The sequence below is a fragment of the Microbacterium sp. AISO3 genome, from assembly GCF_002204305.1.
GTDB classification, from domain to species: domain Bacteria; phylum Actinomycetota; class Actinomycetes; order Actinomycetales; family Microbacteriaceae; genus Microbacterium; species Microbacterium arborescens.
Genome location: NZ_NHRF01000004.1, coordinates 1 through 18,130, shown reverse-complemented (window position 1 = coordinate 18,130; position 18,130 = coordinate 1). Strand labels below are relative to the sequence as shown.

Genomic DNA, 18,130 nt, shown 5'->3' with positions numbered 1-18,130 from the left:
AGAACGAAGAAAGGAAACGCGATGAGACGAACGGTCGCGATGGTCCGCGGCGCCGCACGAGACCTCCGGGATGACGAGCATGGCGATGTTCCCGGCTGGGTACTCGTCACCCTCATGACGGCGGGGCTCGTCGTCGTCATCTGGGCGCTCGCCGGTCCGGCGCTGTCGAACCTGTTCGAGCAGGCCATCGCACGAGTCTCCGGACTCTGAGATGGCGGTCACTCTCGACGACCGCGGTTCGAGTCCGGCGGAGTTCGTGATGGTCGGAGCGCTGCTGACCCTGCTCGCCCTGGGGGTCATTCAGCTCGCTCTCGCCGTTTACGTTCGAGGGGTCGCTCACGACGCGGCGGTCGAAGGCGCGTACGACGCCGCGCTGGCCGATGTGACCGACGCGGAGGGAGCTGCGCGCGCCCGGGAGATCGTCGATCGGACGCTCGGGCCGGGGGTCGTGCAGGATGTCCAGACGCGGCGCACTGCAGTCGATGACGCGGTGATGGTCCAGGTGACGATGCGGCTCACCCTGCCGCTCGTCGGATTGACGGGCATCCCGGCAGCGTGGGAGGTGACCGCGCATGCGCATGCGGACGACGGGGAGTGAGCAACACCGCGCTGAGGACGGATCGGCGTCGCTCGAGTTCCTGACTGCCGGGCTCATCCTGCTCGTCCCCGTCGTATACCTGATCGTGTCGCTCGGCATCGTGCAGACTCACACGTTCGCCGCCCAGGCGGCGGCGCGGCACGTGGCTCGCGCGATCGCGACAGCGAGCGACGTCGCTCAGGCCGACGCGCGCGCCGATGGCATCACGCAGGCGATCGCCGCCGAGTACGGGATGGCGACGGACGATCTCGCGCTCGCCGTCTCGTGCGACGGGGCTGGTCCGTGTCCGCGTCCGGGGGAGACGTTCCGCGTCACCGCGGAGACCGAGGCGACGCTTCCGCTCGTGCCTCCCGTGCTCGGCCTCGACCGGCTCGCCCGCGTTCCGATCGAGGCGACCGCGGTGCAACGGATGCCGCGGCTGTGGGGCGCGCCATGAGGCGACACCACCGGCTGGGCGACGAGGGGAGCGTGCTGCCGCTCACACTCGTATACGCTCTGCTCGCCATCGTGCTCGTCCTCCTCAGCGCCGACGCGATGAGCCTGTATCTCGCCCATAAGCGGGCAGACACCGTCGCGGACGCCGCGGCTCTGGCCGCCTCCGACGGGTTCGAGTTCTCGGTCGAACAGGGCTCGCCTCGCGCGCTCCTCGACCCGGCGGGTGTCCGTGACCTCGCCGCCCAGGTCGTCGCGGCATCCGGTGACGTCACGCTGGTCGACGCTGCCACTCCCGACGGGGTGTCCGCGCGAGTCACCGTGGCGACGGTGTGGCATCCTCCCGTGTCATCGATGTTCGTGCCCGACGGCGTGCGGGTCGAGGCGACCGCGACGAGCCGGACCGTGCTGCGCTGAGTCCGCGACGCGCAGCGATCGCGCAACCTCCTTCCCGGAGGAATCGGCGCTGGCTAGGGTCGGATGACCGGCTATGCGTGGAGGGGGAGCCCGCTCATGACCCAGCAACTCGATGTCAACGACGACGCGGTGACCCGTCTCGGTCTGATGGACACGGCCCCGGAGGAGCGCTTCGACCGCATCACGCGGCTCGCTCGCGAGATGTTCGACGTCGACTACGCCGTCGTCAACGTCGTCAACTCCGAGACGGTCTTCACGAAGTCGCAGCCGGCGGAGTCCGACTTCCGGCATACCCCGATCGAGGACTCGTTCTGCGGCGAGGCCGTCAAGCAGCCCGCCGTGCTCGAGGTGCGCGACGGCCGCGCCGACCCGCGGTTCGCCGACCGCGCGATCGTCGCCGAGCACGGCATCCGCTTCTACGCGGGCTTCCCGATCCACACCGACGCGGGAGAGACGGTTGGCACACTCTGCCTGCTCGACACCGCGCCCCGTGATCTCAGCGACGCCGACCGCGACGCGTTCGAGCGCTTCGGCCTGTGGGCGCAGGCCGAGATGCGCATGGGCGATCCCGGTGCGTCCGGAGCCGTGCCCGTGCCCGCCGCGTCCAGCGCCCCGGCCAAGCGCGACGACCGTCTCGCAGCGGGAGAGGTCCGGCTCGCAGCCCTGGCGATCCCGTACGGGCAGGTCAGCGGCGACCGGAGCAGCTGGCAGCAGGTCGGAGACCGCATCATCGTCACCCTCGCCGACGTCATGGGCAAGGGCGAGGAGGCCGGCGGGTTCGCGGAGGAGCTGATCGGTGCGCTCCAGCAGCGCGCTCACCTCGACCCCGTCGAGGCGATGCTCTCGGTCGAGGACTATGCCCGGCACGACAAGCGCTATCGCGAGACCTTCGCCACCCTGTTCCACGCGGTCATCGAGACCCGGAGCGGCCGGGTGGCCTACGTCGATGCGGGGCATGGGCTCACATTGCTTCTCCGTGCCGACGGCACGAGCGAGCGTCTGACTTCACGCAACCTTCCGCTCGGCCTGCGCCCATCCGACGCCGAGTGGGAGGCCGGCGAGACGGTGGTCGGTCACGGCGACCTCATCGTCTCCGTCTCGGACGGTGCCCTCGATGCCTACGACTCGACACTCGACAGCCTGCGTCTCATCGGCGAAGACCTCCGCCGCGCCACGGAGCCCGACGCCTTCTTCGACGAGCTGTCCATCCGCGTCTCCGAGCACGTCGTCGACGATGACGTGACGGCCGTGGTCGTCTCGGTGCGCTGACCACGGCCGTCCGGACGTCGTCAGCGGGGGATCACCGAGAACAGGAACCGTTTCCGCACCATCAGGTAGATCACCGCGATGACCGCGGTATGGATCAGCGTTCCCTGCCAGAAGCTCTGCCGATCGAGCCCGGGGATGTTCGCCACGGCGAGCACGAAGAACACGTGCACGATGAAGACGTACAGGCTCGCCTGCCCCAGCGGGATCCAGAGCCACCCCATGACCGCGTTGATCGGCTTCCAGGCCACCGTGAGCACGGCGTAGCTGCAGGTGATCACGAGAACGAGGTCGAGCAGACGCCCCCAGTGCAGATCGATCCGCGGGTAGCCCGAGTCGTACAGCATCCCGTAGAGGCCGGCAGGGAAAGGGGCCGGCTCGAACCCGAAGCTGTCGCCCGCCCAGAGATAGACCAGGAACCCGGCATAGCCGACGACGAAGAGCCCGACGAGGATCTTCCCCGGTGTCGAGGTGAGCGCCCCGATGATCTGGCGCCGGTAGTACCCGATCACGAGTCCGTGTGTGAAGAGCACCTGCCAGGCCAGCAGCGGGAAGACCGCGTTGAACTGCGACGGCAGGGGTGACAGCTCCGGCATCGTGATGTGGAGAGCGTAGAGACCCCAGCTGCCCGCCAGCACGAGCCACCACAGGCGCCGGCGGATGAGCCACATGAGCCCGGGATAGGCCAGGCTCAGCACGACGAACAGCCCCATGATGTTGAAGGGCCACGGTCCCATCTCGAGCAGCAGCAGCTGTCTCACCGCGTACCAGGGCGGCGGGTAGTCGAGCAGGCGGTCGGCGTTCGGGTAGAGGTCGTACACGCGGCCGGTCGTCGCTTGACCGTCCTCGCCGGTGCCGCGGTCGGTGAACGTCATGATCGCCGAGGCGTCGATGAACGGCACGAAGCTGACGATGAAGATCAGCAGGATGACGGCGAGAGCGACCAGGTACTGCTTCCGTGCTCGCGCCCACGCAGCGAGAGCTGCGCCCCATTCCCCGCTGCGTTTCACTGCGGCGGGGAAGACCATGCCGAGGACGACGCCGCTCAGCAGGACGAAGAGCTCGGCGCCCGTGATGGCGCCGATGATGTTCAGCGAAGCGAACGAGTAGGGGCTCAGCACCTCGATGTGGGTGACGACGACCACGATGATGACGAAGCCCCGCATCATGTCGATGCGCAGGTCGCGAGTCGCGGATTCATCGGGATAGCGCCACGACGGCAGCATCCGGCCCACGATCCCCGATACGAGGAATGCGATGGCGAGCACGGCGGCCGCGCCGGTGATCCAGTTCATCTCGTCGTTGCCCTCGCGCACCTGCACAGTGCTGGCCGAGGCCTGCTCGGGGGTGATCACGTCAGTGATCGGACTCCACTGCACCTGCCCGGATGCCGCGAGGTCGGCGCGGAACGCGCTCGCGAGCTCACCCGAGGCGGTCAGGCGCCAGTCGACCTCCTGCGCGCCGGCCTCGGCCTCTTCGCGCACCGCCTCGAGCCAGGTGACCGCGGTGATCCGCGGGTGGTCGGGCAGCTCGGCGAGCACCTGGCGCCACCAGCCCTGCTTGACGGCGAGCTCGGTGTCTCCGTCGAGTGAGAAGTCGTAGAGCGCGCCGGTGTCGAGCAGAAGGTCCCGGCTCTCGCCCGCCGCGAACCTGTCGTAGAAGGCCTCTGCCTGCGGCACGGTGTAGCCCCACTGCTCGTCCAGGCGCGCGGCCACCTCACCCTCGTCGGGAGCGCTGTTCGACACGAGCGGCACGTCGCGACCCGCGGCAGCACCCGACTCGCCCTTGCCGAAGTAGAACATCGTCAGACCCACCCGGTCGACGGCATCCGCGTCGGGGAAGTAGGGGCCGTACGGGTCGTCGGCCTCGGTCAGCAGACCGTCCGCGTCGGTGTCGAGCGCCAGAAGGTCAGCGGGGGAGAGATCGTCGAGGCGACCGTCCGCGCGTTCGAACGGGTAGCCCGCGCCGTAGGAGGGGGCCCAGACCATCTCGGCGCCCGAACCGCCGTCGTGGACGACGTCGGCCACGGCCTCGAAGGCGCGCACGAACTCACGCGGCTGCTGCCCCCACGAGGTCCACGAACCGTTCATCTCCGGGGCGAAGCGCACGAGGTGGTGCGTGTCGTAGTCGCCCTGCATCTTCTCGAGCATCGCGTTGAACGCCGCGGCATCGTCGCGCGTCAGGTCCGCGAGGGGAACGCGCGGCTCCATGCTCAGGACGAGGACGGCGCCCTGGGCAGCGGCCGCCGTGGCTGCGCGGGACCAGTCCTGGCGGGCCCTGTCATCGAGCGGGTACGACAGGCGGATGGCGTAGGTGGCGGGCGTCTCGCCGAGCCGGTCGGCGTATCCGTCCGGACCGTCGGAGCCCCAATCGAGCTCCGGGCCGAACCAGAGCCCGTCCTGCGTGACGGGCGCGGGCACGGAGGTGTCGGCGACGGCCGCGGGCGCCGCGAGGAGAGCGCCGGCGGCGGCGAGGATCAGGGCGGCGAGCGTCCGCCTCAGGTGCCGCGTCACTCGCGGCGGCACTCGAGACTCCACACGTTGCGCCCGTTCTCGTAGCGGTAGTCGACGGAGTCGACGCTCGCGAGCGCGAGAGCGAGCCCGCGGCCATCCTCGGAGTCGGCGTCGGCCATCGTCACCGCGCTGAGGTCGAGTTCGGCGGGCTGCGCGTCATCCTGGAAGGTCGCCGTCAGCGCCTCGGGGGTGGCGCGCAGGTCGAGCGTGAAATGCCGCCCCTCGGCACCGTGCGCGGCGACGGAATGCTCGACGATGTTGCCCGCGATCTCGATGACGGCGATCTCGAAGGCGAATCGCGTGCGCGGGTCGACGTCGCCCGCCTCCTCCCACCAGGATGCGAGCAGATCGTGGACCGCCTCCACACTCTCGAGAGAGACATCGGCGACGAGCGACCGGTGCGCGACCTCAGCCATCGAGGGCGTCCTGCACGGTGGCGCGCGGCCGGAGCACGCGGTCGAGGTTCGTCAGGCCGAGCACCATGGTGACCTGTTCGCTCGGCGCGGCGAGTCGGAGATCGCCACCACCTTGCCGAGCGGTCTTGAGGCAGGCCACGAGGGCGCCGAGGCCCGATGAGTCGATGAAGGCGACGTCCGACAGATCCACGATCACGGGCGATTCGCCCGCCGCGGCGATCTCCTCGCTCACCCGCTCGCGGAAGGGGCGGGCCGAGACCATCGTGAGTCGACCGTGGGGGCGGACGACTCGACCGTTCTCGCGTACGTCGATATCGAGGTCCAGCATGGTCATGTCTCCTTCAGTTCCAGATGTGCCGGTGGCCGGTAGAGCACGGCGCGGATGATGATGCTGAAGACCATCAGGTCGTACAGCACCCAGACGATGTTGATGAGCGGCGCGATGCCCTGGGCCTGCCCGACGGCATAGCGGATGGCGACGGCGACGAGCGACAGGACGAGCGCTGCCATCGCGATCAGCTGCGGCTTCACGAGATCCCACCGCGGGCTGTCCTCGGTGGCGCGCGTCTTCGGGGTGACCGCGAACCCGAGGGCGCGACCGCGGTAGACGTTCGCGAATGCCGTGGTCACGGAGCGGATCCAGACGGGGAAGAGAGCGAGCGAGTACTGCGCGCCGCGCCAGGTGGGGCGTCCGTTGGCGACGACGAGGAAGAGCAGCTGATTGAGGAGGAAGAAGGGGATGAACCGCGCGAAGAAGTCGACGCTCCAAGCCTGAACCGGCATGACGCCGAACGTCAGGTAGAGCACCGGCGCGGCGATGTAGACGATGCCGGCGAAGCCCGCCAGGTAGCTCCACATCGTGCCGAAGTACATGATCCGCTGTCCCCAGCTGAGGCTGCGTTGCACGAGAGGGTTCTCGCGGAACATCACCTGCATGGTGCCCTGCGCCCACCGCAGCCGCTGCGTCAGCATCGTCGGCAGGTCTTCGGGCGCGAGTCCCTCGGCGAGCACCTCGTCGTGATACACCGACTTCCAGCCGAGGCCGTGCAGCCGCATCGAGGTCGCCATGTCCTCCGTGACCGAGATGGTCGCGAGAGGCATGATCGCCTGGGCCTCTTCATCCCGTCCGACATCGAACGCCGAGACGAGCATGCTGATCGACTCGAGCGCGGCCAACGGCGACAGGCTCCGGTCGCCCAAAGCATCGAGGGTGACCTCGTCGATGACGGCGAGGGCCTCGGTGTCCGCGGTCAGCTCGGCGAGGGCGCGCAGCTCTTCGCGGACATCGGACATGTCCTGGTCGGCGAGCTCGCGGCGGACGCGGTCGATCCGACTCTGGAAGGCGTAGGTGACATCGGCCAGTGCGTCACCACGCGCGATCTCCGCCTTGACGTCGTCGAGCGCTGCGGCGACGGTGTCGAGGGCGGCCGCGATGCGCGGGTCGGCGCCGTGGTCCCGGCGCGCGCGGGCGAGCACGCGACGGGAGGAGCGGACGCCGCGGTTGACGGCGAGCGTGACTTCGTCGACGTACCGCGAGACGCCGAGCTGCATCAGGGCCTCGCGGCGCAGGATCGCATTGGAGCCGCAGAAGAATGCCGCGTTCCACCCGTCCTTCGACTGCTGGATCGGGCCGTAGAAGAGCGGAGCCTGGCTGCCGAGCGGATCGCTCGGCGGAACGTTGACGAACCACTGCGGCGTCTGGACGAGAGCGACCTTGTCGTCCATGAACCAGCCGAGCGTACGGTCGAGGATCTTCGGCGAGGGCACCTGATCGGCGTCGAGGATGAGCAGGAACTCGCCCTCGGTGACCATGAGGGCGTTGTTGATGTTGCCGGCCTTCGCATGGCGTGGGCGGTCGCGCCATGCCTGCGACCGGGTGACGACGCCGATGCCCTCGGCCTCCGCGAGACGGCGGAGCTCGGGCCGGTCGCCGTCGTCGAGGATCCAGGTCTCGTGCGGGTAGTCGATCGCCTGGGCCGCACGCGCCGTGCGCATGACGAGGTCGAGCGGTTCGTTGTAGGTGGTGACGAGGACGTCGACCGTGACGTCGCGCGTCAGGGGCGGCGCATCGTGGCGCTCGCGCAGCCGCCAGGCGCCGACGGCGAAGATGAGCGAGTCGATGAGGCTATATGTCTCGGCGAGGACGAGGGGCAGGGCGATCCACCACGCCTCCCAATTCACGGAGGCGAGCCAGCGCCAGACGATGTAGTTCACGCCGGAGATCGCGGCGAGCAGCACGACGAGCCGGATCAGCGCGAGGCGCCTCGCCGTCCGCTTCGACTGGCGCGCCACCTCGCGCCGTGTGCCCTCGCGGCCCAGCGTCGTCTCGAAGACCATCGATCTCCCTCGGTCGAGAGCAACGCTGTCAGCACCGTGTCGCGGCGTGAAACGGGTTGCGCCATGAACGACGTTCAGACCAAGATTCGCCTCAGCAATGCGTCGCTACATGCTCAGGATAACCTCGCACGGTCAGGTCCCTGTCGCGCAGCACGACGGAAGACGGGGTCTCCGGATCGGCGCACATCTCGTCCCAGGTGCGCGGAAGATTGTCGGTGTACTCGATGTCGACGACGGCCTCGCCATAGACCTCGGTGTAGCGGGAGCACTCGAGGTAGGCGGCGCATTCCTCGACGACGGCGAAGTCGAAGCCCGCCTCGTCGCGGAGCTGCCGAGCGAACTCCGCCGCATTCTTCTGACCTGCGGCGAGACCCGCGTCGTGGGCTACGTCGACGTAGGCGGCGGCGAGCGCCAGATTGCCGTCGATGTCGAGCATGCCCTCGGAGCGCGTGAAGGAATCGAGGTTGTCGAACTCGACCGCGTCGAACCCGGACTCGGCGCAGCCGCGGATCCAGGGTGAGACCAGGGCGAGGATGCGCTCGCGTTTGTCGGCCGTCGATGAATCGATCAGCACCTCGTCGGGCCAGTCCGGATCGATGAGGGGCTCGCCGTCGACCGTCACGAGCAGATCGTCATCCCACAGGTCGCGTTCTGCCGGCTGCGTCTGGAACCCGTTCACGTAGCAGATCGAGTAACGGTCCGGTGCGGGCTCCGCTGTGCGGTCGCGGCCGACGATCTCCACGTCCTCGCCGGGCGGGTACTCTCCGCCCAGCTGGTAGTCCGGCTTTCCGCCGACCGGCGGCAGTATGACGTCGACGGCGTGCGCGGACTCGGCGAGACCCCCCTCGGCATCCCCGTGCCCGGGGATGCCGACGGCGCAGCCGGACAGGACGCCGGCGACCAGGATGGCCGAGCCGGCGGCCGCGAATCTGCGCACGCCAAGCATGCTAGGCGGGGTCGTCACGGTCGTCGGGGCCGCCGTCCGGGCCCTCGGGATCACGGTTGATCCGGGTGCGCGGGACGAAACGGGGGACCCACCGGATGAACCCCAGAGCGCCGACGAGACCGAACGCCCCCATGACGGCGGCGGCGGCCGGCAACGAGGCGACGGCGGTGATCCCGGAGACCAGCAGCGGGGCGGCGGCACCGCCTGCATCCGTGAGCGTGCGCCAGGAACCGAGGAACGGCGCCGGGTTCGCCGTCGGCGCCACATCCGCGCCGAGCGTGAGGAGGATGCCGCTCGAGAGTCCGTTCCCGACCCCGAGCACGGCGGCGAAGAGGGCGAACCAGAGCTCGGGCTGCGCGCTGGCCGCGGTGAGCGCGAGGGCGATGAGGCCCGCGCTCATGAGGAGCATCGCGGGGAGGGCCGCCCACAGGCGACCGAAGCGGTCCATGACCTGGCCGCTGGCGTAGAACAGCGCGAAGTCGATCGCACCCGAGACGCCGACGACCAGTGCGATCGTCGAGCCGTCCAGCCCGATCGCCACGCCCCACAAGGGGAGCAGGACCTGACGCGTGGACCGCAGCGCCGACAGCGACGCCGCCGCGACACCGAGGCGCGCCAGCACGTCGCGATTGCGCCAGGCGGTGCGGACGACGCCGGTGCCGGGGGCGCGGCGCGTCCGGACAGGCGCCGTCGTGATCGCTTCGCCCTCGACGGTCCGTGCGATGGCGGGCGGCGGTCCCAGCCGCTTCTCGGGTTCGGGTCCGAAGGCGACCAGAGCGATCATCGCGACGAGGCACACCCCGAAGAACCAGATCGTGGCGTGCTCGTCGCCGAACGCCCACAGGAGCGCAGCGGCGATGAAAGGCCCGACGAACATGCCGAGGCGGAAGCTGCCGCCGAGCAGCGACAGCGCCCGAGCGCGGAAGGTGAGGGGCACCCGAGTGGTCATGAACGCGTGACGGGCGACGCCGAAGGCCGCCGCGCAGATGCCGATGACGAAGACGGATGCCGCGAACACCCCCAGCACGGGAGCGAAGGCCATCGCAGCGACACCGACGAGCGCGAGCAGCCCCGCGATGATCATGGTCGCCCGCTCGCCGATGCGGGCCACGGCCCACCCAGCGGGCAGATTGCCGCACAGCTGGCCCACCACGAGTGCGGCGGCGACGAGTGCCGAGGTGGCGACGTCAGCGCCCAGTTCGGCGGCGATGACCGGGATGAGGGGGATGACGGCGCCTTCACCGAGCCCGAACAGGGTCGTCGGTCCGTAGATCATCGGGGCGAGGCGCCAGAGAACGCGGCGGATCGGTTCGTTCTCGTCGCTGGCTCCCATTGCTTCCACGATACTCTGGAGTGCCATGCTCGAATTCGATATCTCCGCCGACATCCAGGCCCTGCGCTCCACGTTCGCCGACATCCAGGCGGTGGTCGACGTCGAGGCTCTTCGGGCCGAGATCGCCCGCCTCTCTGAGGAGGCCGGCGCGCCGGATCTCTGGGATGACGTCGAGAAGGCGCAGAAGGTCACCAGCGCGCTCAGTCACCGCCAGGCCGAACTCAAGCGCGTCACCGAGGTCGAGCGCCGACTCGACGACCTCGACGTGCTCGTGGAGCTCGCGATCGAGATGGACGACGAGGAGTCGGCCGAAGAGGCGCGCAAGGAGCTCAAGCAGCTCGAAGAGGTCATCGGTCAACTCGAGGTGCAGACGCTCCTCGACGGCGAATACGACGACCGCGCGGCCGTCGTGACGATCCGCTCGGGCGCGGGTGGCGACGACGCCACCGATTTCGCCGACATGCTGCTGCGGATGTACCTGCGCTGGGCCGAGCGCCACAAGTACCCCGTGAAGGTCATGGACACGTCGTACGCCGAGGGCGCAGGCATCAAGTCGGCCACGTTCGAGGTCGACGCCCCCTACGCATACGGCACGCTGTCGGTCGAGGCCGGAACGCACCGCCTCGCGCGCATCAGCCCCTTCGGGTCGGCTGACAAGCGCCAGACGAGCTTCGCCGCCGTCGAGGTGATCCCGGTGATGGAGGAGGCCGTCGAGGTCGACGTCCCCGAGAACGACATCCGCGTCGACGTCTTCCGATCGTCGGGCCCCGGTGGGCAGTCGGTCAACACCACCGACTCGGCCGTGCGCATCACGCACATCCCCACCGGCATCGTCGTGTCGATGCAGAACGAGAAGTCGCAGATCCAGAACCGTGCCGCGGCCATGCGCGTCCTGCAGACCCGACTCATGCTCCTGCAGCGCGAGGAAGAGGCTGCGAAGAAGAAGGAGCTGGCGGGCACCATCACCGCGAGCTGGGGCGATCAGATGCGCTCCTACTTCCTCTACGGCCAGCAGCTCGTGAAGGATCTGCGCACCGGCCACGAGGTCGGCAATCCCTCGACCGTCTTCGACGGCGATCTCGACGGGTTCATCGCTGCGGGCATCCGGTGGCGCAAGCGCAAGGACGACGACGCCTGATCGAGTGCTGAGGCGCGGATGCCGCGGCGCGCGGGTGTCGCGGCGTGGTTGCGCGGGGGAGCCGCTTAGGCTCATCGAGTCATGATCCGGTTCGAACACGTCAGCAAGCGGTATCGCGGCACCTCGAAGCCCGCGCTCAGCGACGTCGACTTCGAGATCCAGCGCGGCGAGTTCGTCTTCCTCGTCGGCGCTTCCGGATCGGGCAAGTCGTCGTGCCTGCGGATGATCCTGCGCGAGGATGTCGCTTCCGAGGGGCGTGTCGTCGTGCTCGGCCGCGACCTCCGCGGTCTCTCGACGCGCAAGGTGCCCTACTTCCGTCGCCACATCGGCGCCGTCTTCCAGGACTTCCGGCTGTTGCCGAACAAGACCGTCTTCCAGAACGTCGCGTTCACCCTGCAGGTGATCGGGTCGTCGCGTGCCTTCATCTCACAGGCGGTCCCCGAGGCGCTCGCGCTCGTCGGCCTCGCGGGCAAGGAGAAGCGACTCCCGCACGAGCTGTCGGGCGGTGAGCAGCAGCGCGTCGCCATCGCGCGCGCGATCGTCAACCGTCCGCAGGTGCTGCTGGCCGACGAGCCGACGGGAAACCTCGACCCGGCGACATCCGTCGACATCATGCAGTTGCTCGCGCGGATCAACGCCAACGGCACGACGGTCGTGATGGCCACCCACGAGGCCGGCTTCGTCGACCAGATGCAGCGCCGCGTGATCGAGCTGAGCGGTGGCGTGATGGTCCGTGACGAGGTCGGCGGCGGTTACGGCGACACGTCGGCTCTCCCGAGCCTGGCCCCCGAACCGGTCCGCGGCGCCGCCGCCGTCGCCGCGCTCACAGCGGTCCTCGAACTGCAACGCGAGATCGCCGAGACGCCGCCGACCGCGCACGTTCCCGTTCCCGACGAGCCCGAGGCGCCCGCCGAGCCGCCGCCACCGGTGGGGGAGACGCGGGCCATCCCCATCGTCGCCCCCGACATCGACCTGGCCGGCCTCGGGCTGCCCGACGTCGCCAAGAAGCTCGGGCTCGGCGATCGCGATGACCGCAGCGACGAAGTGGGGCCCACGTCATGAGAGTCGGCCTGATCCTCGGCGAGGCCCTGACCGGTCTGCGCCGCAACGCGTCGATGGTCATCTCCGTCGTGCTCGTCACCTTCGTCTCGCTCACGTTCGTGGGCGCGGCGATGCTCATGCAGATGCAGATCAGCAAGACGAAGGACTACTGGTCCGAGCGGGCGCAGGTCGCGGTCTACATGTGCCGCGAGGACGCCACGGTGCAGAACTGCGCCGATGGCGCCGCGACCGACGAGCAGATCGCCGCCGTCGCCGAGCGTCTGGAATCGCCCGCGCTGCAGAGCGTCGTGCGTGACGTCCGCTTCGAGACGAGTCAGGAGGCGTACGACAACGTCCTCTCCCTCATGGGACAGGATTACGCCGAGTTCGTCAGCCCAGAGCAGCTGAACAACACCTACTGGGTCAATCTCGCCGACCCGTCGCAGAGCGATGTCATCAGCGAGGCGTTCAAGGACTTCGACGGAGTCGAGGAGGTCGCGAACCAGCTGCAGTACCTCGACCCGTTGTTCTCGGCGCTCACCGTTGCTACATACATCGCGGTGGGCATCGCCGGCTTGATGCTGATCGCCGCAGTGCTCCTCATCGCGACGACCATTCGGCTGTCGGCATACGCGCGTCGGAGAGAGCTCGGCATCATGCGCCTCGTCGGAGCCTCCAACCGTTTCATCCAGACACCGTTCATTCTCGAGGGCGTGTTCGCGGCGCTCATCGGATCGGCGCTCGCGAGCGTCGCGATCATCGCGATGGTTCAGGTCGGCGTCGGCGACTATCTGTCGTCGCAGATCGACTTCGTCACGAGCTGGGTGAACCTGGGGGACGTCGCGTTGGTCGTGCCCGCGGTCATCGTGATCGGTGTCGTGCTGGCGGCCGTCTCGGCCGGTTTCGCCATCCGGCGGTGGCTGCGCGCCTGACATCAGGTCGCGGTCGGGTCGAGCACCCGGCCGGCGTGCCCTTAGACTGTAGGGCTGCGCCAGTGCACCAGGAAGGAGGCGCGTCATGCCGAAGGAACAGGGCGAGAAGCTCGTCGCGAGCAACAAGCGCGCCCGTCACGACTACGCCATCGAGAAGACGTACGAGGCCGGTCTCGTGCTGACCGGCACCGAAGTGAAGTCGCTGCGGCAGGGCCGGGCCAACCTCACCGATGGCTACGCCTACATCGACAACGGTCAGGCCTACCTGGACGCCGTGCACATCCCCGAGTACTCGCAGGGCCACTGGACGAACCACGCGGCCAAGCGGACGCGCAAGCTCCTGCTGCACAAGGAGGAGATCGTCAAGCTCTCCCATGCTGTCAGCGCGGGGGGCTACACGCTCGTGCCGCTGCGACTGTACTTCTCGGACGGCCGCGCGAAGGTCGAGATCGCCGTCGCGAAGGGAAAGCGCGAGTTCGAGAAGCGCCAGACCATCCGCGAACGCGAGGACAAGCGCGAGGCCGAGCGCGCCATGCGCACCCGTAACCGCCTCGGGGAGTGACGGCATCCGCGATGGCCCGAGGCTGACCGCCGTGCGGTTCGGCCTGGCCTCGTCATCGAGCCCGGAAACGGGCCTCCACCGCGGCCGTCACGACGATCTCCGCCGGGCGGAGCTCGACGCCTCCGGATGACGCATCGGCCGACATCGTGGCGGCGCGCGCGAACATCGGGACTGCGGGCGGGGTGTCGGCGCCGCTGAGCAGGCCGACGTCGGCGATCTCGACGGGCTCGACGGCTCCGTGCCCGAGCGCGGTCGCATAGGCGGATGCCCGCGCCACAGCGACGCCGACTGCCGAGGTGGCGACCTCGCGTTCGATCGTCGCTCGCGTGGCGGGGGAGAGCTGCCATTCGACGTTCGAGACGCGCATCCCCGCGTCGTCCGAGAGCAGCGCTACCCATTCGGCCAACGCCACGAAGTCATCGAAGGTGGCCAGGAGGTCGATCGTGGCGTGGTGCACCGGCGCGAGCTGGTTCCCTGCGGGGGTCCACGGCCGGTCCGACCAGGTCGACACCGACCCGCTCGACCAGTTCGAGACCACCCCGGCCCGAGTGAGCTCTTCGAGGCGGGTGCGCAGCGGTGCGATCGTCGCGGTGGCCCGGGCGACGACGGCGGTTCGCTCGGGACCATCGGCGGAGGCGGCGGCCGAGACGATCGCGACCTCGGGCGAGACGCGCCGCTCGGCCTCGCCGCGGACGGAGATGAGGATGTCTGCCATGGTCTGACTCTAGGCGCGGTGGTCGGGAATGGCGCAGGATGCCGATCGGTTGTAGTCTGTAGTGCTCGGGTGCTGCGGCATCCGGTTTGGTAACTCCACAGTGTGACAGCGGCCCTTCGTCCGAAGGCTCATGGGGATGATCGGTTTCGACATCGCCTGTGTGTCGGCGAGAAGCGGGCCGAGGATGCAGGGTTATCTCGTTAACGATCTCTGCAAACCAATAAGTGCCGAATCCAAGCGCACTGACTTCGCCCTCGCTGCATAAGCGAGCCCGATAGTCCGTCAGACCGTGTGTGATCCCGCCACGGACCCTGGCGTCATCTAGGGATCTTGCTGCGTGACGGCGTCCGGACGTCACGCGGGACTCTTCCCGGACTGGGCCCGTCGACTTATGTGTCTGTACTGAAAGTCGGGGCCGAGCAGAACGCCTCTACAGACTGCGCCCGGAGAAGACGCCGTATCTCAGCGATGGACGGGGGTTCGATTCCCCCCATCTCCACCACTGCCGCTGTCACAGCACGAAGCCCCCGCATCCCTGACCTCAGGAGATCCGGGGGCTTCGGCGTTCCCGGGCTGAGGTTGCCCCGTCCTGACCCGAATCAGGCGGGGCGCGCGCACCGCGTACCCCCCAAATGCACCCGGCGCACGTGTCTCCTTTCGGAGCAGCGCGAGGGTCGGATTGCTGCGACTCCGATTCGCCATCGCCATCCGCATGGGCGGGTGCCGGCTTTCCAGCTTCTGGAGTCCGTGCCCAGAGGGGCGGAGCTCAGCGGAAGGTACGGCGAAGGCCCCCGCCCTCAGCTGGGCGGGGGCCTTCGCCGTTCGGGTGATCAGGTCTTGTTGCGAATCGAGCGCATGAGCCAGGCGATGACCGCGATGAGGATGAGCGCGATGCCAACGAACAGCAGGAACTTCACCGCTTCGACGAAGATTCCCGTGAACAGCAACGCGATGCCGATGATGATGAGGATGATCGCAAGTGCAGGCATGTCTCGATTGTGACGCGCACCGGGCTTCGGCGCAGGTCCTTGACCTCGCGCCGCGCAGACTCTATGGAGACGACGCCTACGGACGTGCGTCGGCCGATGACTGTTCGGTGCCTTGATGGAAGCGCAGCGCCAGGGTGTCACCCGACGTGGCCCAGACGGACGAATGCCGGCTGATCCGCGTGCCGGCGATGAGACGATACGTGACGAGCACCGTGTCGACGTCGAGGCGCTGGATGACCCACTCGTCCGTCTGCGGAGTGTCTCGGGTCGCTTCCTCGACGAGTTCGACGAGGAGATCGGACCGCGTCCACAGGCGACCGGATCGACCGATCTCGGTGAAGTCCGGGTGGATGAGCTGTCGCAGGCGTCGCGCGTCCTGGCGGACGGCACTCGTGAGCAGGTCGCGCTCGGCGTCGCGGATACGGCCGGCCAGGTCGTCGGCTACGCCGACGGCTTCGAGCTCGTTCATCAACGTCGCTCGATGACGACGAGGCCCTGCTTCACGTCGGCGACCTGAGCATACCCGTCACCGAAGAAGTAGGTGACGCCGTATCCGTCGGCGTCGATGTTGAGCGCGAAGGACGGGTCTTCGGTCAGGTAGACCCCGCCGTCGCCCTCTTCGCGGATCCACCCCTGAGACTCGAGGGTGCGCTCGGCATCCGTCGTCTCGGCGGCGGTGAGCGGCGCCCATCCGAACTGGAGGATGTTGCCGCCGGGCTCGGCAGCGTTGGTCCAGGTGCACGAGACGCCCGCGTCGATCTGCATCTCGCCGATCATGAACGGCCCCTGCTGATACTCCCAGCCCTGCGACTGCAGTTCTTCGAGGCTCGCCTCTCGGATGATGTTCTCGCAGGTCGGATCGGGCAGGGCGGGCTCGGAAGCGGTGGCCTCGGGCGTCGCGACGGGCGACGATGGTACGGCTTCGGGCGGAGCGGTCTCGGCGGGTTCGGGGGCGGAGCACCCGGCGAGCAGCATCAGGATCATCGCCGAGCCGGTCGCAAGGGCCAGGGGTGTGTGCCGCCGGGTCATGCGTCGCCGTCCTTGCGAGAGAGCAGTTCGAGGAAGGTGTCGTGGAGGACGCCGTTGGTGGCGAGAGATGAGCGGGTCGACAGGGTTTCGGCCCCGTCGATGTCGGTGAAGCGTCCGCCCGCCTCGCTCACGATCGGGACGTGCGCGGCCAGGTCGTATTCCTTGACGCCGAACTCCGCTACGAACTCCAGTCGCCCTTCCGCGAGGAGCATGTACGGCCACGCGTCACCGTAGCCGCGGTCACGCCAGACGCGCCGCGACAGAGCGAGCAGCTGCTCGCCGCGACCGACCTCGTCCCACTGATGGATGCTCTGGAAGCTGATGCTCGACTGCGCGAGGTCGTCGATCGGCGACACCGCGATGCGCCGGGGGGTCGTGTCGCCCGGGACGTTCGTCCATGCGCCGTGTCCGGTCGCGGCCCACCACCGGCGGCCGATCGCCGGCTGGCTGACGACACCGACCCGCGGCACGCCGTCCACAGCCAGCGCGATCAGGGTCGCCCACATCGGGATGCCCTTGAGGTAGTTCGCGGTGCCGTCGATGGGGTCGATGATCCACTGGCGACGCGCGTCTCCGGTGGCGCCGTACTCCTCACCCAGCACGCTGTCGTCGGGTCGCTCCGCGCCCAGGAGCTCGCGGATCGCGCGTTCTGTGGCGAGGTCGGCCTCGGTCACGTGCGACGCATCCGCCTTCAGCTGCACGTCGAGGTCGGCCGCGTCGAACCTGGCCATGCTCACCGCGTCGGCGGCATCGGCCAGGCGGAGCGCGAGAGCCAGGTCGTCGGCCAGGGCGCCTGCGAACGGCGCTGTCGGATCCGGTGTGGTGGGGGTCACGGCTCCAGGATACGACGCGCCGGAGCCCTCGATTGGCGCGATGACGCGAAGTGGGGTAACGTTTCTCCTCGGTTCGCTTCACTGCGAACAGCCTGCACCTCTAGCTCAATCGGCAGAGCAACTGACTCTTAATCAGTGGGTTCTGGGTTCGAGTCCCAGGGGGTGCACCAGCACGAAGGCCCCGCAACTCTCGCCAGTTGCGGGGCCTTCGTGTGTTGCCCTCAGGATGCGATCGAGCGCCTCAGAATGGCGGGGCGCCGCTGACGGCCCGCACGGCAGTGACGGCCCGCGCGGCAGTGCCCAACTCGGTCGGCGTCGCGTTCACGAAGGAATGCGGTCTGTCACCGCCGGGTGGCGCAGCGATCGCGAATGCCACCAGTGGTGGTGGTGCGTCTTCCCGGTAGACCCGCCCGGTGGGGGAGGTCCAGACGAGCCTTCCGCCTGGGAGTTGTCGGACGTGCCATCGGGTGTGGTGTTTGACGTCGTGGTGTCTCTTGCAGAGGTTGGCGAGGTTGCACACGTGCGTTGGGCCGCCGGCTGAGGCGGCGACGGTGTGGTCGAGCTCGCATCGGATCGCGGGTTGCCGGCATCCGGGGAACCGGCAGTGCCGGTCACGTGCCCGCAGCAGCCGGA

The 18,130-nt window shown here is 68.8% G+C and carries 21 protein-coding genes, 1 tRNA gene and 1 other RNA gene; 11 read left to right on the top strand and 12 right to left on the bottom strand.

What is annotated here, in order from left to right; all coding sequences use genetic code 11:
• The first annotated feature begins 21 nt into the window (after window positions 1–21).
• The 5 genes from CBF90_RS07410 (at window position 22) to CBF90_RS07390 (ending at window position 2,716) form a co-directional block, all read left to right on the top strand.
• Window positions 22–210, top strand: a complete 189-nt coding sequence (locus CBF90_RS07410) for a hypothetical protein (protein ID WP_064956691.1) — start codon at window positions 22–24, stop codon at window positions 208–210.
• Between the two features lies 1 nt (window position 211).
• Window positions 212–598, top strand: a complete 387-nt coding sequence (locus tag CBF90_RS07405; protein ID WP_088380278.1) for a TadE/TadG family type IV pilus assembly protein — start codon at window positions 212–214, stop codon at window positions 596–598.
• Window positions 573–1,034, top strand: a complete 462-nt coding sequence (locus CBF90_RS07400; protein WP_242435622.1) for a TadE family protein — start codon at window positions 573–575, stop codon at window positions 1,032–1,034. The genes CBF90_RS07405 and CBF90_RS07400 overlap by 26 nt, the downstream gene beginning before the upstream one ends.
• Window positions 1,031–1,447, top strand: coding sequence for a pilus assembly protein TadG-related protein (locus CBF90_RS07395; RefSeq protein WP_088380381.1), 417 nt, complete (start codon window positions 1,031–1,033; stop codon window positions 1,445–1,447). The genes CBF90_RS07400 and CBF90_RS07395 overlap by 4 nt, the downstream gene beginning before the upstream one ends.
• Before the next feature lie 96 nt (window positions 1,448–1,543).
• Window positions 1,544–2,716 carry a GAF domain-containing SpoIIE family protein phosphatase gene (locus tag CBF90_RS07390; protein ID WP_172407804.1) on the top strand — a complete coding sequence of 391 codons (1,173 nt, stop codon included), beginning with the start codon at window positions 1,544–1,546 and terminating at the stop codon, window positions 2,714–2,716.
• A 20-nt stretch (window positions 2,717–2,736) separates the two neighbouring features.
• On the opposite strand, the gene opgC is transcribed toward CBF90_RS07390, so the two are convergent.
• The 6 genes from opgC to CBF90_RS07360 form a co-directional block, all read right to left on the bottom strand.
• Complete coding sequence (gene opgC / locus CBF90_RS07385; protein WP_242435621.1) at window positions 2,737–5,238, bottom strand: OpgC domain-containing protein; 2,502 nt, start codon at window positions 5,236–5,238, stop codon at window positions 2,737–2,739.
• On the bottom strand, window positions 5,223–5,642 hold the full coding sequence (locus CBF90_RS07380) for an ATP-binding protein (protein WP_023951113.1): 420 nt from the start codon (window positions 5,640–5,642) through the stop codon (window positions 5,223–5,225). The genes opgC and CBF90_RS07380 overlap by 16 nt, the downstream gene beginning before the upstream one ends.
• Window positions 5,635–5,976, bottom strand: a complete 342-nt coding sequence (locus CBF90_RS07375; protein ID WP_023951112.1) for an STAS domain-containing protein — start codon at window positions 5,974–5,976, stop codon at window positions 5,635–5,637. Before CBF90_RS07375 ends, CBF90_RS07380 begins: the two co-directional genes overlap by 8 nt.
• Window positions 5,973–7,979 carry a glycosyltransferase family 2 protein gene (locus CBF90_RS07370; RefSeq protein WP_023951111.1) on the bottom strand — a complete coding sequence of 669 codons (2,007 nt, stop codon included), beginning with the start codon at window positions 7,977–7,979 and terminating at the stop codon, window positions 5,973–5,975. The genes CBF90_RS07375 and CBF90_RS07370 overlap by 4 nt, the downstream gene beginning before the upstream one ends.
• Window positions 7,980–8,070: 91 nt before the next feature.
• Window positions 8,071–8,916 (bottom strand): endo alpha-1,4 polygalactosaminidase, encoded by an 846-nt coding sequence (locus tag CBF90_RS07365; protein ID WP_242435619.1) that lies wholly within the window; start codon window positions 8,914–8,916, stop codon window positions 8,071–8,073.
• 10 nt (window positions 8,917–8,926) lie between these two features.
• Window positions 8,927–10,258 (bottom strand): MFS transporter, encoded by a 1,332-nt coding sequence (locus CBF90_RS07360; protein WP_242435629.1) that lies wholly within the window; start codon window positions 10,256–10,258, stop codon window positions 8,927–8,929.
• Window positions 10,259–10,283: 25 nt separating this feature from the next.
• Here CBF90_RS07360 and prfB point away from each other — a divergent pair, with 25 nt between their 5' ends.
• From prfB to smpB, 4 genes are all read left to right on the top strand, one after another.
• Window positions 10,284–11,396: a peptide chain release factor 2 gene (gene prfB / locus CBF90_RS07355; RefSeq protein WP_023951108.1), complete on the top strand. Its 1,113-nt coding sequence runs from the start codon at window positions 10,284–10,286 to the stop codon at window positions 11,394–11,396.
• Window positions 11,397–11,477: 81 nt separating this feature from the next.
• Window positions 11,478–12,458 carry a cell division ATP-binding protein FtsE gene (gene ftsE, locus CBF90_RS07350; RefSeq protein WP_023951105.1) on the top strand — a complete coding sequence of 327 codons (981 nt, stop codon included), beginning with the start codon at window positions 11,478–11,480 and terminating at the stop codon, window positions 12,456–12,458.
• A complete protein-coding gene (gene ftsX, locus CBF90_RS07345; RefSeq protein WP_023951103.1) occupies window positions 12,455–13,369 on the top strand; it encodes a permease-like cell division protein FtsX in 915 nt (304 codons plus the stop codon). The genes ftsE and ftsX overlap by 4 nt, the downstream gene beginning before the upstream one ends.
• Window positions 13,370–13,454: 85 nt before the next feature.
• Window positions 13,455–13,931 (top strand): SsrA-binding protein SmpB, encoded by a 477-nt coding sequence (gene smpB, locus CBF90_RS07340; protein ID WP_023951101.1) that lies wholly within the window; start codon window positions 13,455–13,457, stop codon window positions 13,929–13,931.
• Window positions 13,932–13,983: 52 nt separating this feature from the next.
• On the opposite strand, the gene CBF90_RS07335 is transcribed toward smpB, so the two are convergent.
• Window positions 13,984–14,646, bottom strand: coding sequence for an SIMPL domain-containing protein (locus CBF90_RS07335; protein WP_088380275.1), 663 nt, complete (start codon window positions 14,644–14,646; stop codon window positions 13,984–13,986).
• A gap of 132 nt (window positions 14,647–14,778) precedes the next feature.
• Between CBF90_RS07335 and ssrA the strand changes: the two genes are divergently transcribed.
• Window positions 14,779–15,148, top strand: a transfer-messenger RNA (tmRNA) gene (ssrA, locus tag CBF90_RS07330).
• A gap of 328 nt (window positions 15,149–15,476) precedes the next feature.
• Here ssrA and CBF90_RS18390 read toward each other — a convergent pair.
• The 4 genes from CBF90_RS18390 to CBF90_RS07315 form a co-directional block, all read right to left on the bottom strand.
• Window positions 15,477–15,635 (bottom strand): hypothetical protein, encoded by a 159-nt coding sequence (locus CBF90_RS18390; protein WP_023951097.1) that lies wholly within the window; start codon window positions 15,633–15,635, stop codon window positions 15,477–15,479.
• Window positions 15,636–15,711: 76 nt separating this feature from the next.
• Window positions 15,712–16,104 carry a DUF4440 domain-containing protein gene (locus CBF90_RS07325; RefSeq protein ID WP_023951094.1) on the bottom strand — a complete coding sequence of 131 codons (393 nt, stop codon included), beginning with the start codon at window positions 16,102–16,104 and terminating at the stop codon, window positions 15,712–15,714.
• Window positions 16,104–16,664 (bottom strand): hypothetical protein, encoded by a 561-nt coding sequence (locus CBF90_RS07320; protein WP_023951092.1) that lies wholly within the window; start codon window positions 16,662–16,664, stop codon window positions 16,104–16,106. Before CBF90_RS07320 ends, CBF90_RS07325 begins: the two co-directional genes overlap by 1 nt.
• On the bottom strand, window positions 16,661–17,497 hold the full coding sequence (locus CBF90_RS07315) for an inositol monophosphatase family protein (protein WP_023951090.1): 837 nt from the start codon (window positions 17,495–17,497) through the stop codon (window positions 16,661–16,663). Before CBF90_RS07315 ends, CBF90_RS07320 begins: the two co-directional genes overlap by 4 nt.
• A gap of 94 nt (window positions 17,498–17,591) precedes the next feature.
• Between CBF90_RS07315 and CBF90_RS07310 the strand changes: the two genes are divergently transcribed.
• Window positions 17,592–17,667, top strand: a tRNA-Lys gene (locus tag CBF90_RS07310).
• Between the two features lie 71 nt (window positions 17,668–17,738).
• On the opposite strand, the gene CBF90_RS18770 is transcribed toward CBF90_RS07310, so the two are convergent.
• On the bottom strand, window positions 17,739–18,130 hold a 392-nt coding region (locus CBF90_RS18770), incomplete at its 5' end, for an HNH endonuclease signature motif containing protein (protein ID WP_242435618.1).

Excerpts from the sequence above, each read along its gene's own strand:
- CBF90_RS07335 (WP_088380275.1), bottom strand. The coding sequence starts at position 14,646 with ATGGCAGACATCCTCATCTCCGTCCGCGGCGAGGCCGAGCGGCGCGTC.
- CBF90_RS07360 (WP_242435629.1), bottom strand. The coding sequence starts at position 10,258 with ATGGGAGCCAGCGACGAGAACGAACCGATCCGCCGCGTTCTCTGGCGC.
- CBF90_RS07410 (WP_064956691.1), top strand. The coding sequence starts at position 22 with ATGAGACGAACGGTCGCGATGGTCCGCGGCGCCGCACGAGACCTCCGG.
- CBF90_RS07390 (WP_172407804.1), top strand. The coding sequence starts at position 1,544 with ATGACCCAGCAACTCGATGTCAACGACGACGCGGTGACCCGTCTCGGT.
- CBF90_RS07320 (WP_023951092.1), bottom strand. The coding sequence starts at position 16,664 with ATGACCCGGCGGCACACACCCCTGGCCCTTGCGACCGGCTCGGCGATG.
- ftsE (WP_023951105.1), top strand. The coding sequence starts at position 11,478 with ATGATCCGGTTCGAACACGTCAGCAAGCGGTATCGCGGCACCTCGAAG.
- CBF90_RS07325 (WP_023951094.1), bottom strand. The coding sequence starts at position 16,104 with ATGAACGAGCTCGAAGCCGTCGGCGTAGCCGACGACCTGGCCGGCCGT.
- CBF90_RS07375 (WP_023951112.1), bottom strand. The coding sequence starts at position 5,976 with ATGACCATGCTGGACCTCGATATCGACGTACGCGAGAACGGTCGAGTC.
- CBF90_RS07380 (WP_023951113.1), bottom strand. The coding sequence starts at position 5,642 with ATGGCTGAGGTCGCGCACCGGTCGCTCGTCGCCGATGTCTCTCTCGAG.
- CBF90_RS18390 (WP_023951097.1), bottom strand. The coding sequence starts at position 15,635 with ATGCCTGCACTTGCGATCATCCTCATCATCATCGGCATCGCGTTGCTG.
- CBF90_RS07395 (WP_088380381.1), top strand. The coding sequence starts at position 1,031 with ATGAGGCGACACCACCGGCTGGGCGACGAGGGGAGCGTGCTGCCGCTC.
- prfB (WP_023951108.1), top strand. The coding sequence starts at position 10,284 with ATGCTCGAATTCGATATCTCCGCCGACATCCAGGCCCTGCGCTCCACG.
- CBF90_RS07400 (WP_242435622.1), top strand. The coding sequence starts at position 573 with ATGCGCATGCGGACGACGGGGAGTGAGCAACACCGCGCTGAGGACGGA.
- ftsX (WP_023951103.1), top strand. The coding sequence starts at position 12,455 with ATGAGAGTCGGCCTGATCCTCGGCGAGGCCCTGACCGGTCTGCGCCGC.
- smpB (WP_023951101.1), top strand. The coding sequence starts at position 13,455 with ATGCCGAAGGAACAGGGCGAGAAGCTCGTCGCGAGCAACAAGCGCGCC.
- CBF90_RS07405 (WP_088380278.1), top strand. The coding sequence starts at position 212 with ATGGCGGTCACTCTCGACGACCGCGGTTCGAGTCCGGCGGAGTTCGTG.
- CBF90_RS07370 (WP_023951111.1), bottom strand. The coding sequence starts at position 7,979 with ATGGTCTTCGAGACGACGCTGGGCCGCGAGGGCACACGGCGCGAGGTG.